This is a genomic window from Sulfurospirillum sp. UCH001 (assembly GCF_001548035.1).
Lineage (GTDB): Bacteria > Campylobacterota > Campylobacteria > Campylobacterales > Sulfurospirillaceae > Sulfurospirillum.
Map to the genome: position 1 here is coordinate 267,874 of NZ_AP014723.1, position 19,705 is coordinate 287,578.

The following is a 19,705-nucleotide window of genomic DNA, read 5'->3' on the forward strand; positions in this document are numbered from 1 at the left end:
CTAATCCTTCATTGAAATTCCCGCAGTATAGCAATAATTTTGTTATTATTTCTTTAACGCTATAATAAGTTTTTTCGATAGTACACAAGGAATTTAAAGTGGATAATCAAACCTTAAAAGAAGAAATTTTAAAGTTAAAAAAAGAGTTGCACGTTAGTATTGTGGCTCATTTTTATCAAAAAGATGAAGTTTTTGAACTCGCTGATTATGCAGGGGATTCATTGCAATTAGCGCAATGGGCTGCAAAAGATGCCAATCCGTATTTGCTTTTTTGTGGCGTTGGGTTTATGGGGCAAAGTGTTAAAATTTTAGCACCAAATAAACGTGTGTTAATGCCTAAAATAGCGTGTTGTGCTATGGCTAGAATGATTGATGTAGAGTATTTTGATCAAAATGTTGCGATTTTAGAGAACGCTGGTATAACAAAAGAAGATATTTTACCTGTTACGTATATCAATTCATCGGCAGATGTGAAAGCCGCTGTTGGAAAGATGGGTGGATATGTCTGTACCAGCTCCAATGCAAAAAAAATCATCACAAAAGCTTTAGAGAGTAACAAAAAGATTTTATTTGTACCTGATCGTTGTTTAGGACAAAATATCGCTAAAGAGATGGGACTCAAATCGTGTGTTGTTGGAGATGGAAGTGATCCAAAGGAAGCAGACATCATCTGTTATAATGGGTTTTGTTCTGTACATCAGCTTTTTGATGTTGATGATATTGCTTTTTATCGTGCAAAGTATCCTGGAATTTTAATTGTAACGCATCCAGAATGTAAGCCTGAAGTATGTGAACTTTCTGATTTTGTGGGATCAACTAGCCAGATTATTGATTATGTTAAAAAGCTTCCACTTGATCAAAAGGTAGCGATTGGCACAGAATACAATATGATTAAACGCTTGCGTAAAGAGAACACTTATGTGCTTTCTTCTTCAAAACCAGAATGCCCTACTATGAATGAAACCACGCTTCAAGATGTTTACAATACACTTCTTAGCATTAAAGAAGGGCGTTTTGAGAATGAAATCAGTGTTTCTGAAGAGACGCGTAAATGGGCGTATGAAGCCCTTAATAGGATGTTTGAAATATGATCAAAAAATTTGTTAAAAAAGCACTTGAGGAAGATGTCGGTAGGGGCGATCTTTTTTCATTAGTAGGAAAAGATAGCTTTGCAAGTGCAAATATTATTTGTAAAGATGTAGGTGTTTTTGCTGGAAAGCCTTATGTTAAGGCATTATGTAAATTAAATAAACTGGATATTAAATTTTACTTTAATGATGGAGATATGCTTCAAAAAGGTGATCTTGTAGCTGTCATTGAAGGGAAATCAAAAAATATTTTACGATGTGAGCGTACGATTTTAAATCTTATGCAACACGCCAGTGGTATTGCTACCAATGTTGCAGGTTATAAAAAAGTGTTAGAGGGATATACCCTTAAACTTTTAGACACTAGAAAAACCAGACCACATTTGCGTATTTTTGAAAAATATGCCATTCGCTGTGGCGGTGGAAATAACCATAGAATGGGCTTAGATGATTGTTTAATGATCAAAGATACACACCTTAAAACCATAGATGATTTGAAGGTCTTTATTGTAGAGGCAAGAGAAAAACTTCCTTTCACATGTAAAATCGAAATTGAATGTGAGGATGTGGAATTTGCGAAGTTTGCAATACAATGTGGCGCTGATATTATTATGTGCGACAATATGTCACATGTTGATATAAAAGCTGTTGTTGCTTATAAAAATAGTCATTTCCCTCATGTCCTTTTAGAAGCTAGCGGTAATATTACAAAAGAAAATATCATTGAGTATGCTAAAACAGGTGTTGATGCTATTAGTAGTGGGAGTTTGATCCATCAAGCAGTTTGGTTAGATTTTTCCATGAGAATTACTCATAAAACACTCATCTAAAGTAGGAACAGTATAGCGTGGCAGATGATCAAGAGAAGACGGAAGAACCCAGTTCCAAGAAGATTGAAGATGCCAGAAAAGATGGTAATGTTCCCAAAAGTCAAGATACCAGCGCCTTTATCACCTTACTTGTAGCACTTGTCGCATTCTTAGCGCTTCTGTCATTTATACAATCTCGCATTGTCTACCTTTACTACTACTATCAATCTTTAATAGGTACAGAAATTACAAAAGAGGTCACACTTCAGGTATCGATGATCTCTTTTAGAGAGATTATTTTTATGGTCATTCCTCTCTCTTTGGCAGTTGCTATTGCAGGAATTTTAGCGAATGTCATCCAAACAGGATTTATTTTTACAACGAAACCGCTCATGCCAGACCTTTCAAAATTAGACCCAATGAAAGGGCTTAAAAATCTCTTTTCAATGAAAAAAGCGGTTGAAGCAATTAAAATTATCCTTAAAGTGGGTGTCATTTTATGGGTATGTTATTATTTTCTTCTTTCGTTCACTAAAGAGCTACCAACGGTTATTTATTTTCCATTGTTTGATCAACTATCATGGTTAAAGCAGAAAATGTTAATTCTTGTAGCTGTAATTTTGATTTTGTTTTTAGTGTTGGCCTTAGCAGATCTTCTCTTTGTACGATTTACCTACTTTAAAAGTTTACGTATGAGTAAGCAAGAGTTAAAAGATGAATATAAACAGATGGAAGGTGATCCTAAAATCAAGGCTAAAATTAGACAGATTCAAATGCAAATGACGAAAAAACGTATGATGCAAGAGATTCCTCAAGCTGATGTTGTTATCACCAATCCGACACATTATGCTGTTGCTATTCGTTATAACCAAGACAAAGAGGCAGCTCCAAAAGTTATTGCGAAAGGGACAGATTTTGTTGCACTTCGTATAAAAGAAATTGCGATGAATTATAATATTCAGATTGTTGAGAACCCTCCATTAGCTAGAGAGTTGTACAAAAAATGCAATCTTGGTGATATTATTCCTGAAAATCTTTATAAGGCAGTTGCCGAAGTTCTCGCGTTTGTTTATAAGAGCTCAAAGAAGCCTCGCTAAAAGATATCAATAACTTTTCAGTCAAAATTAAGTATAATCTCCATTTTATCTCGAAGTGGAGTTATAATGTATCAACAAGCGTGGAAGCGTATGCTTGAAGCCAATCACATTGTTATTGTCTCTCATGTACATCCAGATGGTGATACATTAGGCAGTGCTTTAGCTCTGTATGATGCGCTAAGCCATGCAGGGAAAAAAGTAACACACTTCAATAAAAACAGTGAACTTCCATTGGTGTATGACTATTTGCCGGGATTTTCCAAAATTAAAAATAGTCTGCCGAAAAGTTTCGATTTAGTAGTTAGTTGTGATTGCTCAACGCGTGATAGGCTCAAAATTCCAGAAGGGGATTATGAGATTATCAACATTGATCATCATCTGACAAATCGCTATTTTGGAAACATGAACCTTGTGGTAGATCGTTTCACGAGTGCGGGGATGGTGGTATATGAGCTTTTAAAAGCCAATGCCATTGAGATGAGCAAAGAGTGTGCGATTTGTCTTTATACGGCTATTGCCGATGATACAGGTTTTTTTCAATACGGCGATATGGACGAATTGACGTTTAGTATTGTTGCACAATTGGTTAAACGTGGAGCAAATCCAAAAGAGATTGCCTCGAAAGTAAAGCGTAGAGAGCCCCTTTCAAAAATAAGACTTTATGGTTATATGTTAAACCATTTTGATCTTTATGAAAATGGGCGTATTGCTACCATTATTTTTGATAAAGCAGCTCTTGAGGCCACAGGCGCTAGAAGACACGATACTAAAAACATTGTCAACATGCTAAGAAGCATTGTTAATGTCACGATTGCGATCATGATATTGGAAGAGAAAGAGGGAGGCTATAAAGTCTCATTAAGAAGTAAAGATATTAATGTCTCAAAGATTGCGTTGGAGTATCAAGGCGGTGGTCATAAGACTGCTGCAGGTTTTGAAGTACCTGTTTGTGATCCAAAAGTCCTTCGAGATGAAATTGTGGAAAAAATAAAAAGGATAGACAAAGAATGAGAAAACAAGGAAAATCGTCCATAGCAGCCGTTGTGCTTGGATTTATTTTTTTAGTCTTAGTAGGTGGAGTCGCATTTGTATTTAACTCCAGTTTATTTGAAAGAGAAGCTCCTCAAGTCGTTCTTCCTAAAGAAATTGAATGGAATTTAAAAGAACCTATTAAAGTGCAGTTAGCGGATGCAAGTGGACTTCGTTTTGTGCGAGCATCACTTTTTGATGGTGAAAAAAGTGTTGTATTAGATACAAAAGAGTATAAAACACCTGAAAAAGTGGTCGACCTCAATCTCTCTTTTCCTAAGACAGGATTTGGTGCAAACAAAAAAGTGTTTGAATTGACTGTTGAAGCTGTTGATGGTAGTAAATGGAACTTTTTTGCGGGTAATAGTGTTAGTGTCAAATCAGTTATTAAAGTGGATACCAAAAGACCTGAAGTTAACATCATCGGAAGTTCATATAAGATTATGAAAGGTGGCGTTGCTACGGTTATCTTTAAAGCACAAGATGAAGCAATGAAATCGCTTTATGTTGAGACAAATTTTGGTAAAAAATTCTATCCAACACCTTTTTATAAAGAAGGGTATTACATTACTTTAGTAGCATGGCCTACCAATATTGAGAGTTTTAGTGCATCCGTTGTCGCTCTAGATCGTGCTGGAAACTTAACAAAAGCACATATCCCTTATTTTTTACAGGATAAAAAGTATAAAACATCTACTATTGCATTGGATGACCGTTTCTTAGATGGAAAAATTGCCGATTTAATTGCAGAAATGGCACCTGAGCGTTCATCTCTTACGAAATTGGAAAAGTTTAAATATGTTAATGAAGATATGCGTAAAGGCAATGAAGCAAATATCTTAAAAGTAACGTCAAATGTACCAACAGAATTGATTAGTGGATTTTATCTAAAACCATTTTATCCATTGCGTAACGGAAAAGTCGTTGCAAGTTTTGGCGATCATCGTTTTTATGAGTATGATAAGCAACCAACCAGTGAGTCGTATCACTTAGGACTTGATCTTGCAAGCAATGCACAAGCTGCTATGCAAACCTCAAATGATGGTGTGGTTGTGTTTGCTCGCGAAAATGGAATTTATGGCAATAACATTATTATCTCTCATGGATTAGGGGTTTATTCACTCTATGGACATTGTTCAAGCTATATGGTAAAAGAAGGCGATGTGGTTAAAGCGGGCGAATCTATTGCAAAAACAGGTTTAACAGGATTGGCACTTGGCGATCACCTGCATTTTGGTATGTTTGTTCAAGGTGTAGATGTTAGACCAGAAGAGTGGATGGATGAGGTTTGGCTTAAAGAGAGCGTCTTTAATGTAATAGAATCAGCAAAGAAGATTATGGATCGATGAAAGTAACACAAAAAAATGTGAGAGTGTTTCATATTGAAATTGATGATGAAGCCTCTTTTTTAGATTATTTTAGAAAAAACAGCCTTCTTTTGAAGGAATTCTTTTTGCTTGTCGAAGGAAATATAACAAAAAATATTGCCTTTGTATTAGAACAAAGTGGGGTATGTTACAAAGACATCAATCATTGTACTATTCGTTTTGGAGGTATTAAAAAAGAAGCACCTGCACTTGAAGAGGTACCACTTAAAAAAGAGAGTGTTACTGAACCTGTTGCTGAGCAGTCTAAACAGTTACCAAAATTGAAGCTTTATGATCGTCCTATACGCTCTGGTGAAGAGATTGTTGAGAGTTTACCTATCGTTATTTTTGGTCGTGTCAACAGTGGAGCAAAAGTTTTTTCTGAAGAGAGCATTAGTATTTATGGTATTATTGATGGATTAGTGCAGTGCGATGGTGATTATATAGTACTGAGCGGCATCAGTCCAAGAGGGCATCTCATCTTTAATGGAGAAATTGTCGATAGAGAGATGCTCAAACAAAATGTACTCCAAAAAATTGTTATGCGTGATAACGCTATAGAAATAAAGGAAATTGTGTGAAACAAACCACATTAGCCAAAGCGGTTAGCGGTGTAGGAATAGGTCTTCACAAAGGTGAGCCAATTTCGATACGTTTAGAGCCTCTTGAAGCAAATAGCGGTATTCTTTTTTACAGAAGTGACGTTGGACTTTTAGTTCAAGCGTTACCTCAAAATGTTGTGAATACTCAAATGGCAACGGTCATTGGAAATTCAAGTGCTTATATCTCAACGATTGAGCATTTACTATCAGCTGTTTATGCATATGGAATTGATAATATCAGAGTCGTTTTAGATGGAGCAGAAGTTCCTGTTATGGATGGCAGTAGTGCAAGCTTTTGTATGATGTTAGATGAAGCAGGAACTCGAAAACTTGAAGCTACAAAACAAGTTTTAATTATTAAAAAAGAGGTGGAAGTGCAAGATGGTAAAAAGTTTGCACGTGTAACACCTAGCCTTAAACCAAGTTACAGTTTTATGATTGAATTTAATCATCCTTCTATTGGTAAACAAGAATATAGTTTTGAGTTTAGTAAGAAAAATTTTATTGAAGAGATTTCTAGAGCCCGTACATTCGGCTTTTTAAAAGATGTTCAAATGCTACGTTCACGTGGACTTGCTTTAGGTGGATCACTTGATAATGCCGTAGTTATGGATGATACTAAAATTTTAAATCCTGAAGGATTGCGTTTTTCAAATGAGTTTGTCAGACATAAAATCTTAGATGCAATTGGTGATCTTTCTCTTTTAGGTGCACCATTTGTAGGTGATTATATTTCATTTGCAGGTAGCCATAATCTTAATCATGAACTTACAAAAGCTATTTTAAGAGATCCAAGTAATTACGAAATTAGAACGCTCAGTGTTGAAAAAGCAGAAGAATTTGAAAAGGTTTACGCATAAAAACAGCTGTTGATATTGTTGTTATAACGCTTACTTCGCCTTTACATGTAGGCATTTATGAAAATAACCAACTCGTTAAAACGTATGAAACCATAGAGCAAACGAGTGAAGCATTGCCATTATTATTTGCGTCTATTCTCAAAGAATATCAACCGAAAAGGCTTTTTTTTGCGAGAGGTCCTGGAAGTTTTATGGCAATTAAAATTACCTATATTTTTTTAAAAACGCTCAGTATTACATTAGGAGTACCACTATTGGCATGTGATGGTTTTGTATTCAATCAAGGAAAACCCATTCGTGCAATGCGTAATCTCTACTTTATTAAAAAAGAGCAAGAAATTACAACCGTTCGATTAGAAACTCCCATAGAGCAGCATTTTGCTTTACCTACAGTTTTGGATGAAAGACTTTTTAATGATGAAATTGAACCACTTTATATGTTACCAGCAGTTTAGGAGCAATGTGTGAAGATAAAAATACCAGCGACAAGTGCCAATTTAGGACCAGGATTTGATTGTTTAGGTCTTGCTATTGCACTTTACAATGAAGTAAGCATTAAGCCTTCCAGCTATCAGAGTATCTCTGTTAAAGGTGAAGGTGAAGAGAATGCAAAACTTAAAAAAAATAATATTTTTGTCTCCATTTTTTATGATATTTATCAAGAATTAACGGGTAAAAAAGATCCTTTCAGATTTGAATTTTTTAACAATATCCCTTTTTCAAGAGGTATGGGAAGCAGTTCAGCTGTTATTGTTGGTGCCATTGCAAGTGCCTATGAGATGGCTGGTATAAAAGCAAGCAGGGAGACTATTTTAAATAAAGCGATTATATACGAAACACATCCTGACAATATTGCTCCTGCCGTTTATGGAGGATTTACAAGTTCTATTGTTGAAAATGGGAAAGTAAAAACACTCAGAAAAGAGATGAGTGAAAAACTTAAGGTAGTAATGATCATACCTGATCGTCCTATGTCAACAGCACATTCAAGGACATTACTTCCTAAAACCTATTTGATGAAAAATGTAGTGTATAACCTATCCCATGCATCTTTATTGACGGCAGCTTTTTTTAGTGAAAATTGGGAATTTTTAAGAGTAGCATCAAAAGATTGTATGCATGAACATCGACGTATGAAACAGATGAAAGAGCTTTTTGAGGTGCGTGATATTGCTTTAAAAAGTGGAGCGTTAATGAGTACACTTTCAGGAAGTGGCTCATCATTTTTCAATCTTGTAAAGGCTGAAGATGCTCCAAAAGTTGCAACGGCACTTAAAAATGCATTTGGGATGTTTAGAGTAGAAATCTTTGAATTAGATAACCACGGTTTTGAAATCGTAAAAAGCTGAAAAACAGCTAAAATTTGATATAATCAGGCGCAAAAATGAGTCAACCCATACGAATGTGCATTGTTTGTAGAGAAAGATCTTTGCAGGAAAGTTTACAAAGATTGCAGATTGTAGATGGTGAGCTCGTGCTGTTTTCTAAAGTTGGAAGAAGCTTTTATATCTGCAAGGCATGTATGACAAACAATGAAAAGAAAGTTGTGAAAATACTCAACAATAAATGTAAAACAAATCACAAAGCAATGATGGAATTTGGTAAAATTTTTAAGGAGACAGGGTCGAATGGATAAAGTTCGTATAACCGAAATAGCAAAAGAACTGGGCATGAAGAACAAAGAGATCGTTGATAAGGCGATAGATCTTGGACTTGATGTCAAAGGGCATTCAAGTTCAATCAGTACAGAAGATGCCGAAAAACTCATGAACTATGTATTGAGCGGAGAGAATGCACAAGCAAGTAAGCCATCCCCTCAACCTAAAGCTCCAGAGATTAAAAAAGTTGAAGTCGTAGAGACACCAGCTGTCGTTGAAAAACCAAAAGCACCTGAAGTTGTTGTTCCTAAAACCAAAACATTGAAAGAAAAAGAGCTTGAAGCAGGACAGAGTGTTAAAGTACACAAAGAGATTGCTCCAAAAACAGTAACAGAGCCTTTGGCTGAAGATGAAGACGAAGATATGGAAGATAAACTTGACCCGACCAATGTACGTAAACGTAGAGGTTTGGTGATTGTTAAAAAGAAACGACCTGATGTTAAAGAGGTTGAAGCTGAAGAGAAGCCGAGTCCATCGTCATTTTATGGCTCACGTGAAAATACACCTTCACGAAGCATGGAGTCCATGTTTGCGTCTACGACAAATAATAGTGCAGAACTTCAAAAAAAGAAAAAGAAACTTAAAAAAGTTCCAGCTGAGAAAAAAGCCAATGCTGAAAAATTGGATATTGCTTTAAATATTGAAATGGCAGATACCAACATCGATACGGAAGAAGAAGATATGATTGTTCTTCCTGACCTTAATGTAGGCATTACGGTCAACGAAGAGGCGAAAAAGAAAAAACAGATTGATCCTAGCCAAATTAGAACAACGAAAAAAACAAATTTTGTGATGCAAGGAATTCAACGTGTTGGTCGTAAAAGAAGACGTAGACCTACACAAGTTCAAGAAGCAGAAGCAGTAAGCGCGATTGAAATTCCTGAAGAGATTAGGGTTTATGAATTTGCAGAAAAAATTAATAAACCTGTTAGTGAAGTCATTAAAGAACTTTTCTCATTAGGTGTTATGTTTACTAAAAACGACTTCTTAGACAAAGATTCGATTGAAATTTTAGCAGATACTTTTGGTGTTAATGTAACAACTGTCAATGACCAAGAGGCATTTGACTATGTCAAAGCGTATGATGAAGAAGGTGAAGCCGGTGAGCAAAATCTTGTTGAACGTGCACCTGTTATTACCATTATGGGTCACGTAGATCATGGTAAAACATCCCTTCTTGATTACATCAGAAGTGCCAAAGTAGCAGCAGGTGAAGCAGGTGGTATTACCCAACACGTTGGCGCTTATATGGTTGAAAAAAATGGTAGAAACATTACCTTTATCGATACTCCAGGTCACGAAGCCTTTACAGAAATGCGTTCACGTGGTGCGAAAGTTACGGACATTGTCATCGTTGTTGTAGCAGCAGATGATGGTGTAAAACCTCAAACAAAAGAAGCAGTTGAACACGCAAAAGCAGCAGGAGTTCCAATCATCATTGCTGTCAATAAAATGGATAAAGAATCAGCTAACCCTGATCTTGTCAAAGCACAACTTGCAGAGCTTGGTATTACACCTATTGATTGGGGTGGAGATCATGAATTCGTGCCAGTGTCTGCAAAAACAGGTATGGGTATCGAAGATTTATTAGAGACAATTCTATTACAAGCAGATCTTTTAGAACTAAAAGCAGATCCAAGCAGAGATGTTAAAGCGACTGTTATCGAGAGTTCACTTGAAAAAGGACGTGGTCCTGTTGCAACAGTTGTTGTTCAAGACGGTACTATGCGTGTAGGCGACATTGTTGTTGCGGGTGTAGCATTTGGTAAAGTTAAAGCACTTCTTGATGATCTTGGTCGCTCCGTAAAAGAGGCACTTCCGGGTGAGCCTGTTGTTGTACTTGGTCTTAGTGAAGTTCCAGGGGCTGGCGAGACACTCATTAGCGTTAAAACAGATAAAATTGCACGTGAATATGCGAAGAAAAAAGCAGAATATTTACGTCAAAAAGAGCTTTCTAAAACAACCAAAGTAAGTTTAGATGATCTTAGCGCGATGATTGCAGAGGGTGCTTTAAAAACATTACCTGTTATTATTAAAGCAGACGTTCAAGGTAGTCTTGAAGCAATTAAGGGTAGTTTAGAAAAAATTAGAAATTCAGAGACGAAGGTTAATATCGTTAGCGCAGGTATTGGTGGTATTACAGAAAGCGATGTAGCGCTTGCAGGAGCAAGTTCAAACTGTGTGATTTTAGGCTTCCATGTTCGTCCTACAGGTGTTGTTAAAGAAAAAGCAAAAAGTGCTGGCGTTGAGATTAAAACGTACAATATTATTTATGATTTAATTGATGACGTCACAAACCTTGTTACAGGATTGATGGCTCCAGTCATTCGTGAAGAAAACATCGGTCAAGCGATGGTCAGAGAAGTCTTTACGGTTCCGAAATTGGGTGCAATTGCTGGTTGTATTGTTACGGATGGTACCATCAATAGAGGTGTTAAAATCCGCGTTATTCGCGATGGTGTCATTATATTTGAAGGTAGTGTTTCATCACTCAAACGCTTTAAAGACGACGTAAAAGAAGTAGGTAAAGGGTATGAGTGTGGTGTTGGCATTGATGGCTACAACGATATTAAAGTAGGCGATTATATCGAGAGCTTTAAAGAGGTTGAAGAAAAAGCAAAACTATGATGGATAAAAGTATTAAAATCCAGCGAACGGAAAGTGTTTTAAAAGAGCTTATTCCTGAAGCGCTCTGCACTCTTGAAGATGAGATGCTTCGTGGTGTTTGCGTTGTTGATGTACAGTGCAGCCGTGGAAAATACGATGCGATCGTTTATTTAGATGGATCTATCTATGACGAAGCTGAAAAGCGTTATATCGTTTCTCATTTAGATCGTGTACAGCGACATATTCAAACGCATTGTATGCAAGCAGAGGGCTGGTTTAGATGTCCTCATTTTAAATTCCGTTTCGACGATAGTTTAGAGCTTCAAAATAAAATGGACGCTCTCTTTGCCAAAGTGGAAGAAGAGTTGAAAAAAGGTAAAAAAAGCGATGATTAATCTTGAACAAATTACTAAGATTGTAGAAAGTTGCGGTGTATCGCTTTATGATACTGAAGTGGCAAACGAATTTGATAAAAAAATTTTTAGAATTTATATTACCTCAAAAGAGGGTATTAATCTTGATAAATGTGCGGAAATTAGCCGTATTTTATCACCAATTTTTGATTTAGAACCACCACTTGAAGGTGAATATCTTTTTGAAGTCAGTTCTCCTGGCATCGAGAGAAAATTGACAAAACCAGAGCATTATAGTGCTTCTCTTGGTGAAAAAGTCAAAATAAAACTTAAGACTAAAGAAAAATTTATTGGTCTACTTGAAGCCTTTAATGGTAACGCTGCTTCTGTGCGCGTTGAAAATGAACTCAAACAGATTTCTCTGGATGAGATTGAAAGTGCTCGAACCTATTTTGAATGGTAAGCGCATTTGACGCTGTCTTAATGCAAAAGGCACTTGATGCTGCGTGGGCGCATCAAGTGCTGACTTTCCCAAACCCAGCGGTTGGAGCTGTGGTAAGTAATGAGCAGGGCGATATATTAGGGGTTGGAGCGCATAAAAAAGCGGGAACACCTCATGCTGAAGTGCTTGCTCTTAAAGCTGCTTATGAGAACTTAACCAATGATTCACGCATCAGTTGTATAGAAGATGCAACTGCACTACACGATTTTTTAAAAGAACATCACAATCATCTATTTCATAATCTCACATTGCATGTAACCCTAGAACCATGTCACCATTTTGGTAAAACGCCTCCTTGCTCAGCGCTTATTGAAGCACTTGGTATAAAGCGTGTTGTCATTGGCTCATTTGATGAAAGCGCAAAGGCTAAAGGTGGTGGTGCTTTTTTAAAAGAAAAAGGGGTAGAAGTCATCTTTGGATGTCTTAAAGAGGCGTGTGATTTACTTTTAACACCTTTTACGTGCAAAGAAAGCAAACATCCTTTTGTATTTTTTAAATTGGCTGTGAGTAGCAATGGTGTCGCAACGGGAGGTATTATTACTTCGGAAGATTCAAGAAGAATGGTTCATCGTTTAAGAGATCGTTGTGATCTTTTAGTCATTGGCGGGAATACAGTAAGAACGGACAGACCTATTCTTGATGCAAGATTATGTGATGGAAAAGCACCTGATGTATTGATACTCTCTAAACAAAATAATTTTGACCAAACTATTCCTCTGTTTAATATGCCAAATCGCTTGGTAAGTATTGCTCAAGATAGTGAAAATATGAATAACTATTCTATGGTAATGATCGAAGGTGGGCAAGGATTTCTTGATCTACTTTCAAAGAAAGTTGAGTGGTACTTAATCTTTGAATCACCTCATGAAAAAGAAGGCAATCCTATTGTTCTACCAGATGGATTGCAAAAAATTTTTTCTCAAAGAGTTGGTGAGGATACGATGAGTTGGTATTTTAAACATGCAAAGTGAATTTTTACTTTTTGAAGTTATTATTGTTTTACTCGCCGGGTTTTTTCATGGGGTAGTTGGTTTTGGATTCCCCATGGTAGCAACACCACTTTTTGTTCTTTTCCTCGATTTAAAACAAGCTGTTTTATACACACTATTTCCTACACTTATTACCAATGTGGTGAGTCTTAAAAAAGCAAATTCCTTCTCTCATATTTGGAAAGAGTTTTGGCCGCTTATTCTTTCTGTGATGGTAGGAAGCATCATCGGTACCAATCTTTTGGTTGTTTATTACAGTCATTATTTTAAATTAGTCATAGCTGCTGTAATGCTTTTATATCTCAATAAAGAGAGACTTCGTTTTTCGTTGACGCATGCAGTGGCAAAGCAACAAGGCGTCGTAACAGTTATCATGGGGTTTGTCAGTGGATTAGTGGGCGGAATGGCGAATATTATGTCACCTGTTTTGATTATGCTGATTTTAGAACTAAAACTTGATAAAAAACATGCTATTGGGGTGATGAGCTTTTGTTTCATTGCCAATAAAACTTTGCAGATTTTAATTTTTGGATATCATGGAAGTTTTACTGTAGAAAATAGTATGCTTATCGCATTTTTTGTACTTGTCTCATTAATAGGATTTTGGATTGGTACAAAAATTCATGAGCGTATCAATGAAAAACTTTATACGATGATTTTAAATCGTATGTTATGGGTTATTTCATTTTATTTAATTTTCTCAACGTTTTACATATAAAGAGCATATTTACGTAGCAAAAGAGCTTGTGCTTCTTTGTAAAGGTTTCTATAATGCGATGGGGTCGTATCAATAAGTGGGGCATATTTTTCATACGTTTGCCATACTTGTTTCGCCCCTTCTTTCTTCCCTTTACATGCTAAAGCTAAGGCTGTTGATGCATTAATGAGGCCTTTAAGAATTTTGGCTTCATCTTCATATTCAGAAAGCTTTTTGAGTCGATGCCAATCTGTTTCTAATACCTCATGCCCTTCAACAAACTCATCTTTAGAGACAACGTCTAAAAAGTGTTTAATTGCTTCCATACGAACTCTTTATTTTAGGAATTGGTGACGGTTCATGCAGGTAAAAACCTTGTGCATAATGAATACCAAGCTCTTGAACCTTTTCTAAGATCTCTTTTTTGTGAACAAATTCAGCAACAACTAAAATACCTAAATTTTTAGCAAAATGGGTAATCGTTTTAACCGTAGCATATGCGTTTGCATCCGTATCCATGTTTTTGATCAGTGAGCCATCAATTTTGATGAAATCCACATTTAAACGTAAAAGATATTCAAAGTTAGAATAACCAGCTCCAAAATCATCGATGGCAAGTAAACATCCATGTGTTCTTGCTGTTTGTAAAAAGTTTCGTACCTCTATAGAATTTTCAATACCTTCTGATTCGACAAGCTCTAATGTAATGCGCTCTTTAAGCGTAGGGTATTGCTGCAATAATTCTATAAGATAGTTGGTTGTTTCTTGATTTACTATATCTTCTTTTGTGATATTAATTGAGATATCACAATGAAGCTCCAGCGCTGCTCTAAAGCCTTCTTGGAGTACGAAGCGGGTTAGTTGATCGTAGAGATGCATACGTTTTGCCAAATCAATAAAATGAAAAGGTGAAATAATCTGCCCGTTGGTATCGATTAAACGAATGAGTACCTCATATTTTTTACGTTCAGTATTTTTACCATGTACGGGGACAATTTCTTGTAAGAAAATCGTAAAACGGTTTTCTTTGAGTGCTTTACGTATAGTTTCATTCCATTGAATATCTTTTTGAAGACGCTCCTCAAAGCCTTTATTGTCATCGTAAATCACAATACTTTTATGCGATGAACGAGCTTCTTTCATAGCAATTTCTGCACGATTGTAAAGATATTCTATGCCATTAGCAATACCAAAGCGAATTGAGAGTGGATAAAAAGCGTGTTGGATAAAGAGCCCTTCATGACCAAGAATGGCAAGGAGATGTTGGCACTCATCATTAAAAGCTTGATCTGGAAGCTCTGTATCGCAAAAAAGAGCAAACTCGTCACTTTGGAGATGGTAAAGCTGCCAATTTTTAGGCATAAGCTGTTTAATTTTTAGTGCTAAATGACGTAAATAGAGGTCCCCAAATGTTTGTCCATGCAGTGTATTGATATCGCGAAAACCGCAAATATTCAGAATAGCCAAGTGAGGAGCTTGTGCCTGCTCAATAGCTTGAAAGAGTACTTTTCTACTTGGGAGCTCCATCAGTTTTTCTTTTCGAAGGTGTTCAACTTGTTCGAAAAGCTCACTCACATCATAACGGATTGCTATATACTCTTGGATTGTATTTTGTTCATCAAGAAGAGGCATGATGACAGATTTGACATAGTAACTACTGCCATCTTTACGTCTGTTCTTAACAACACCTTTCCATGGTTTACCTTCTTTAAGCGTTGCCCACATCTCTTTGAAAAAGCTTTGAGGATTGTCTGGATGACGAACAATATTATGAGGTTTTCCCAATAACTCTTCTTTGGAGTACCCAGAAATAGCTACAAATTGGTCATTCGCGTAAGTAATAATTCCTTTGGTATCTGTCTTAGAAACGATGGTATTTTCATCAATGGCTTCTTTGTAGTGTTCTAAGAGTTGTGTCTGTTTTTCATGTTCACAAATAAGGTGTGCAATCTCACCTAATTCATGCTCTTGACGGGATAGTGCTAAAATATATCCCAGTTGATGTGTTTTAAGTGCCATCGAAATACGTCTAATAGGTGTGAAAATAACCGTATGTGTGAGTGCATAAAAGAATACAATGACACATAATATAATGATAACACCAGCAAGCACAATAGAGTGTTGAAATTCAGTCATAAACAGAAGTACAGAAGGCGTATAGTAAAAATCAAGATAGCCAATAATTTTATCGGACAAAGAGGAGAGTGGTATATGAAAATGCTCACCAAGCGCAGCATGATTTGTATCACGAGAGAAAGAGGCTTTCCCAAGGGTTATTTGCTCCATACTCTCTAAAAAAGCATCATCAAAAATACGCCCTAATACTAAAAAGCCCATCGGCTTACCTGTTCGCTCTAAATCGGCTGAATAATGAATAGGAGAAAGAAAAAATTGGATAAATTTACCATTTTCAAAATGGAAAAACTCTTTAAAATGAGAAGGTGTGGAAATAAGTGAGGATAAATCAAGATAGATGTCATCTGCTTTACTGTTTTTATAGTGATAAACTTGTTTTTTTGAAACATCAAAAACAGAGATATATGTAAGATGAAATGTCTCAATCATTGGCTCTAAATTATCTTTGCTCCAGTTTAGATCTTGATTGTGTACAAATGTTACCATTTCATCCCAACGGGAGTAATCTTGGCTTACTTGTCTAATAGCGGTACTTTCAAGATTTAACACTGCTTTATAGCGCTCAAATACACTACTTTGTTCTTGTTTGATTTGGTGCTGCTCTTGCGTTTTTTTACCAAACCACACAGTAGTCATTAAAATGATTGCAAATGAGAGAATGAGTGCACTATAGAGTGCGTATGTTTTTGCTATCTTCATGTAACCAGTATAGTTAAAAGCGAATTAAATTTGCTTTATTTTTAAAAATTGGATACACTATTTTTCCAGAAAGATGAGGTTCGAGTTCATCTTTGGTAGTTTTGTGATACGTGACCTTTAGTTAGCATCCTAAATACTCCCAAAATACTCAATTTTCTACTTTTCGATTTTATAACAGGAGCATTAGATGGCTTTATTAGAGGGAACCGTTAAATGGTTTAACAACGAAAAAGGTTTTGGTTTTATCCAACCAAATGACGGCGGAAAAGATGTATTCGTACACTTTCGTCAAGTAAATAGATCAGGTTATGGTCGTGTTTCTTTGGCAGAAGGCCAAAAAGTTACTTATGAATTAGGCGAAGGTCCAAAAGGTCCTCAAGCTGAGAACGTAACAGCACTATAATACTTCGGGGGAGATTTTCTCCTCCACTTCTTCTTTAAACCAATAGTTAAATTCACTTCCTTTTTTCTCTTCTGATTGTACTTCAATCACAATGCTATATTTATCGCAAATACTTTTTACAATGCTCAGCCCAATTCCAAAACCACCTTTATAGATATCGCCTCTGTAGTGACGCTCAAAGATTTTGTTGATCTCTTTTATGCCAACACCGTGATCTTTTACACGAAAACATAAACCGTTATCTTTCGTATGTAACGAGACTTCAATAATTGTTTGTGGTGGAGAATATTTAATCGCATTGGTGATGTTATTGTCAATAATGCGTTGTAATTCAATGCGATTGATACGCACAAAGTGCTCTGGTTCTATGGTAGAGAGAATGGTGATTTCTTTTGAAGAGCTCAGTGCTTCAAAATAGGCGATCCTATCTTCTAAAAAGAGTGAAAAATTAAGTATTTCTGTCGAATAGGTAATTGTCTTGTTTTTGATGAGGTATTCAAGATCATCATAGAGTGTTGAAAGCGTTGAAAGTGCTGCTAAAGTTCGACTAAGACGTTTATCTTTATACTTTTTAACTAAGCCCTCAATATTGAGTTGCATAATGCCAAGAGGCGTTTTAAGCTCATGCATAACATCGGTGAAAAAGAGATTCATACGTGTTGATGTCTCAATGTAAGGCTTGAGTAAAAGTTTGAGAAGAAGATACGAAAAAATGAGCATACCCAGTAACACCACACCAATAATCACCAAAACATCAAAAATCACTTGTGAATGGGATATCTCTTTTTGTACCACTAAAAATTTGGCATGCAGAATATTGGGAGCAAGCGGGTATTTGTAAAAGAGTGATGCATCATTTTTGGCAAATTCATCGCTAAAGGTTGGGATAGGTTCATCAATCAAAGAAAAAATAATGTGATTGTTCGCATCTAAAAGCGCACTTTTGAAGATAATAGAGCGTGGAAATAAAAATGTTTTTTGAAGCGGTAAAATACCTTGAATAGATGTTTCAATCTCCTTGGCATAGCTGCGTAATTGTACTTCTTGGTTAACTTGGCTAAGGCGAAGTGAGACAGAGAGATAATTTAAAATAGGGAATGAAACCAATAAAAGCGTTAAAAAGGTAAGAATAATGGCAAAGATAAACGCGTTTTTAGTCTCACTTTTCAATTTTGTATCCTATCCCTTTGGCAGTGATGATAAAGTCTTTATCGGTTTTGTCCCGTAGTTTTTTAATCAGCATACGAATGTCATTATCTCCCACCTCTTTACCTTCCCAAACGTATTCATGGATGAGTTCTGTGGAGATATAATTGCCTCTATTTTTTACCAATACAAAGAGCAATTTTTGCTCATACTTACTTAAATTGATTTGCATATTTTCAAACCAAAGACTCTGATCATCGCTATGGTAAGAGAAGCCACATGGCAGAGAAATGACATCCAGTGTGGAGTGAAAATGGTAACTTTTGAGTGTTTGTGAGACACGGTATTGAAGCTCTTTAAGAGAAAAAGGCTTCCGCAAATAGTCATTGCATCCTAGCTCATACCCCAATGAAAGGTTGTTAATGTCCGTGAGTGAGGTAATAAAGATAATGGGAAGATCCAGTTTGGCTTTGCGAATTTCTTTTAAAATTTCATAACCATCCATATGCGGAACCCTAATATCCAAAAGAGCCAGATGATACTGCTTGTCAAAGAGTGCATCTAAGGCGAGAAGCCCATCGTCAAAGGCATCTACTTCGTAGCCCATCTCTTCAAGAGACTCTTTAATGCTCTCATTATAGGTATAGTCATCTTCTAAGAGTAAAATTTTCATCGAATGAGTACCTCTTGTGGTGTAGAACTTTCTATGGCAGGCTCTAAGGTTTTGACATGCAACGGTGCACTATGAGGAGCGAGTGAGGCGCGCAGGAGTAAAGACTCTTTGAGGAGGGACTCTCCAAACCATATACCGATGTATCCTACTTGTTTTGCTTCAATGTCAAAGAGTGGCGTAAAACCAAAAAGAGCACCGTTGGAGCGCGCAAAACCTTGTTGCATAATGGATGCCGAAGCAACGGACATAAATGAATTGACACAACCAACAGAACAGTTATTTCTCACAATAACATATCCATCAATTTGTGGGAGTTCTTTCATCCATTCCCCTATATCTAACAAGGCTTTATCCATCAAAATAACAAAATTAATTTTTTTGGCACTCAGTTTTTGAGCCACTTCATCAAAGTTGATGATGACTTCTAATGAACCAACAAATTCATTTTTCTCAAAAATAGGACAAAGCGCTTTGATATTGAGGCGTTTCCCTAGTTCAATCGATACCAAAGGTTTTTTAGATTGTTGAAGTAGCGTAATACCTTTGCGAAACGTGGAGAGGTCATCACCATAATCTTCAAAATCCCAACTGCGAACATACGCTTTGGCATCTTTTGTATGCAGTTGAACTTCAAGATTTTCGATTTGAAGGTATTTTTTCAGTTTTGGAATTTCGCTTTGTAAAGTTTCGTAAAGTTTTTTACGATCATTTTTAACATAGCCCATTTTTAGGGCTTCATTTTCTGAAAGGATCAAAGCGATACTGAGGGCAAGTTGTTTTTCATGTGCAATTAACTCTTGCGTAAGACCGAGTACACTCTCTACACTATTTTTAGCATCTTCAATATAGAGATTGTGGTTGGCGCGATAAATTAAAAAGCCAAGTGTGAGCATCGCAATGCAAAAAAGTCCGATAAGAAGAGCAAATACACGAAAATTTTTGATGAGAGCTCCTTCACTTTTTTATAAACCTATTAAAAAATTATACCTT

Annotated in this window: 20 protein-coding genes; 15 read left to right on the forward strand and 5 right to left on the reverse strand. The window is 36.2% G+C overall.

Annotated elements, in window-relative coordinates:
• Positions 1 to 98 precede the first annotated feature (98 nt).
• The 14 genes from nadA (at position 99) to UCH001_RS01445 (ending at position 13,679) form a co-directional block, all read left to right on the forward strand.
• Positions 99 to 1,091: a quinolinate synthase NadA gene (gene nadA / locus UCH001_RS01375; protein WP_067173270.1), complete on the forward strand. Its 993-nt coding sequence runs from the start codon at positions 99 to 101 to the stop codon at positions 1,089 to 1,091.
• Complete coding sequence (gene nadC / locus UCH001_RS01380; protein WP_067173274.1) at positions 1,088 to 1,918, forward strand: carboxylating nicotinate-nucleotide diphosphorylase; 831 nt, start codon at positions 1,088 to 1,090, stop codon at positions 1,916 to 1,918. The genes nadA and nadC overlap by 4 nt, the downstream gene beginning before the upstream one ends.
• Positions 1,919 to 1,935: 17 nt before the next feature.
• Positions 1,936 to 2,994 carry a flagellar biosynthesis protein FlhB gene (gene flhB, locus UCH001_RS01385; RefSeq protein WP_067173277.1) on the forward strand — a complete coding sequence of 353 codons (1,059 nt, stop codon included), beginning with the start codon at positions 1,936 to 1,938 and terminating at the stop codon, positions 2,992 to 2,994.
• Positions 2,995 to 3,060: 66 nt separating this feature from the next.
• Positions 3,061 to 4,005 (forward strand): bifunctional oligoribonuclease/PAP phosphatase NrnA, encoded by a 945-nt coding sequence (locus UCH001_RS01390; RefSeq protein WP_067173280.1) that lies wholly within the window; start codon positions 3,061 to 3,063, stop codon positions 4,003 to 4,005.
• A complete protein-coding gene (locus tag UCH001_RS01395; RefSeq protein WP_067173282.1) occupies positions 4,002 to 5,372 on the forward strand; it encodes a M23 family metallopeptidase in 1,371 nt (456 codons plus the stop codon). Before UCH001_RS01390 ends, UCH001_RS01395 begins: the two co-directional genes overlap by 4 nt.
• A complete protein-coding gene (gene minC, locus UCH001_RS01400; protein WP_067173284.1) occupies positions 5,369 to 5,971 on the forward strand; it encodes a septum site-determining protein MinC in 603 nt (200 codons plus the stop codon). Before UCH001_RS01395 ends, minC begins: the two co-directional genes overlap by 4 nt.
• A complete protein-coding gene (gene lpxC, locus UCH001_RS01405) occupies positions 5,968 to 6,852 on the forward strand; it encodes a UDP-3-O-acyl-N-acetylglucosamine deacetylase (RefSeq protein ID WP_067173287.1) in 885 nt (294 codons plus the stop codon). Before minC ends, lpxC begins: the two co-directional genes overlap by 4 nt.
• A 191-nt stretch (positions 6,853 to 7,043) precedes the next feature.
• Entirely contained in the window at positions 7,044 to 7,307 is a 264-nt protein-coding gene (locus UCH001_RS13315; RefSeq protein WP_231963946.1) for a hypothetical protein, read from the forward strand.
• Positions 7,308 to 7,316: 9 nt separating this feature from the next.
• A complete protein-coding gene (gene thrB, locus UCH001_RS01415; protein WP_067173293.1) occupies positions 7,317 to 8,201 on the forward strand; it encodes a homoserine kinase in 885 nt (294 codons plus the stop codon).
• Between the two features lie 279 nt (positions 8,202 to 8,480).
• Positions 8,481 to 11,138: a translation initiation factor IF-2 gene (gene infB / locus UCH001_RS01425; RefSeq protein ID WP_067173305.1), complete on the forward strand. Its 2,658-nt coding sequence runs from the start codon at positions 8,481 to 8,483 to the stop codon at positions 11,136 to 11,138.
• Entirely contained in the window at positions 11,135 to 11,512 is a 378-nt protein-coding gene (gene rbfA, locus UCH001_RS01430) for a 30S ribosome-binding factor RbfA (RefSeq protein WP_067173308.1), read from the forward strand. Before infB ends, rbfA begins: the two co-directional genes overlap by 4 nt.
• Complete coding sequence (locus UCH001_RS01435; protein WP_173636831.1) at positions 11,508 to 11,933, forward strand: ribosome maturation factor RimP; 426 nt, start codon at positions 11,508 to 11,510, stop codon at positions 11,931 to 11,933. Before rbfA ends, UCH001_RS01435 begins: the two co-directional genes overlap by 5 nt.
• Before the next feature lie 20 nt (positions 11,934 to 11,953).
• On the forward strand, positions 11,954 to 12,943 hold the full coding sequence (gene ribD, locus UCH001_RS01440; RefSeq protein ID WP_231963947.1) for a bifunctional diaminohydroxyphosphoribosylaminopyrimidine deaminase/5-amino-6-(5-phosphoribosylamino)uracil reductase RibD: 990 nt from the start codon (positions 11,954 to 11,956) through the stop codon (positions 12,941 to 12,943).
• The gene (locus UCH001_RS01445; protein WP_067173317.1) at positions 12,933 to 13,679 is read left to right on the forward strand and encodes a sulfite exporter TauE/SafE family protein; all 747 of its coding nucleotides are present in this window, start codon (positions 12,933 to 12,935) and stop codon (positions 13,677 to 13,679) included. The genes ribD and UCH001_RS01445 overlap by 11 nt, the downstream gene beginning before the upstream one ends.
• Here UCH001_RS01445 and UCH001_RS01450 read toward each other — a convergent pair.
• Positions 13,670 to 13,984 (reverse strand): DUF309 domain-containing protein, encoded by a 315-nt coding sequence (locus tag UCH001_RS01450; protein WP_067173320.1) that lies wholly within the window; start codon positions 13,982 to 13,984, stop codon positions 13,670 to 13,672. The genes UCH001_RS01445 and UCH001_RS01450 overlap by 10 nt on opposite strands.
• Entirely contained in the window at positions 13,971 to 16,493 is a 2,523-nt protein-coding gene (locus UCH001_RS01455) for an EAL domain-containing protein (protein WP_067173323.1), read from the reverse strand. Before UCH001_RS01455 ends, UCH001_RS01450 begins: the two co-directional genes overlap by 14 nt.
• A gap of 187 nt (positions 16,494 to 16,680) precedes the next feature.
• Here UCH001_RS01455 and UCH001_RS01460 point away from each other — a divergent pair, with 187 nt between their 5' ends.
• A complete protein-coding gene (locus UCH001_RS01460; protein WP_025343528.1) occupies positions 16,681 to 16,896 on the forward strand; it encodes a cold-shock protein in 216 nt (71 codons plus the stop codon).
• Here the strand turns inward: UCH001_RS01460 and UCH001_RS01465 are convergent.
• From UCH001_RS01465 to UCH001_RS01475, 3 genes are read right to left on the reverse strand one after another with little or no spacing between them, the layout of a single operon-like run.
• Complete coding sequence (locus tag UCH001_RS01465) at positions 16,891 to 18,066, reverse strand: cell wall metabolism sensor histidine kinase WalK (protein WP_067173325.1); 1,176 nt, start codon at positions 18,064 to 18,066, stop codon at positions 16,891 to 16,893. The genes UCH001_RS01460 and UCH001_RS01465 overlap by 6 nt on opposite strands.
• Complete coding sequence (locus UCH001_RS01470) at positions 18,056 to 18,715, reverse strand: response regulator transcription factor (RefSeq protein ID WP_067173328.1); 660 nt, start codon at positions 18,713 to 18,715, stop codon at positions 18,056 to 18,058. The genes UCH001_RS01465 and UCH001_RS01470 overlap by 11 nt, the downstream gene beginning before the upstream one ends.
• Positions 18,712 to 19,608: a cache domain-containing protein gene (locus UCH001_RS01475; RefSeq protein ID WP_067173331.1), complete on the reverse strand. Its 897-nt coding sequence runs from the start codon at positions 19,606 to 19,608 to the stop codon at positions 18,712 to 18,714. The genes UCH001_RS01470 and UCH001_RS01475 overlap by 4 nt, the downstream gene beginning before the upstream one ends.
• Positions 19,609 to 19,705: the final 97 nt, after the last annotated feature.

Excerpts from the sequence above, each read along its gene's own strand:
- UCH001_RS01475 (WP_067173331.1), bottom strand. The coding sequence starts at position 19,608 with ATGCTCACACTTGGCTTTTTAATTTATCGCGCCAACCACAATCTCTAT.
- UCH001_RS01450 (WP_067173320.1), bottom strand. The coding sequence starts at position 13,984 with ATGGAAGCAATTAAACACTTTTTAGACGTTGTCTCTAAAGATGAGTTT.
- ribD (WP_231963947.1), top strand. The coding sequence starts at position 11,954 with ATGCAAAAGGCACTTGATGCTGCGTGGGCGCATCAAGTGCTGACTTTC.
- infB (WP_067173305.1), top strand. The coding sequence starts at position 8,481 with ATGGATAAAGTTCGTATAACCGAAATAGCAAAAGAACTGGGCATGAAG.
- UCH001_RS01455 (WP_067173323.1), bottom strand. The coding sequence starts at position 16,493 with ATGAAGATAGCAAAAACATACGCACTCTATAGTGCACTCATTCTCTCA.
- UCH001_RS13315 (WP_231963946.1), top strand. The coding sequence starts at position 7,044 with ATGGCAATTAAAATTACCTATATTTTTTTAAAAACGCTCAGTATTACA.
- UCH001_RS01460 (WP_025343528.1), top strand. The coding sequence starts at position 16,681 with ATGGCTTTATTAGAGGGAACCGTTAAATGGTTTAACAACGAAAAAGGT.
- rbfA (WP_067173308.1), top strand. The coding sequence starts at position 11,135 with ATGATGGATAAAAGTATTAAAATCCAGCGAACGGAAAGTGTTTTAAAA.
- UCH001_RS01395 (WP_067173282.1), top strand. The coding sequence starts at position 4,002 with ATGAGAAAACAAGGAAAATCGTCCATAGCAGCCGTTGTGCTTGGATTT.
- nadC (WP_067173274.1), top strand. The coding sequence starts at position 1,088 with ATGATCAAAAAATTTGTTAAAAAAGCACTTGAGGAAGATGTCGGTAGG.
- minC (WP_067173284.1), top strand. The coding sequence starts at position 5,369 with ATGAAAGTAACACAAAAAAATGTGAGAGTGTTTCATATTGAAATTGAT.
- UCH001_RS01390 (WP_067173280.1), top strand. The coding sequence starts at position 3,061 with ATGTATCAACAAGCGTGGAAGCGTATGCTTGAAGCCAATCACATTGTT.
- UCH001_RS01445 (WP_067173317.1), top strand. The coding sequence starts at position 12,933 with ATGCAAAGTGAATTTTTACTTTTTGAAGTTATTATTGTTTTACTCGCC.
- UCH001_RS01470 (WP_067173328.1), bottom strand. The coding sequence starts at position 18,715 with ATGAAAATTTTACTCTTAGAAGATGACTATACCTATAATGAGAGCATT.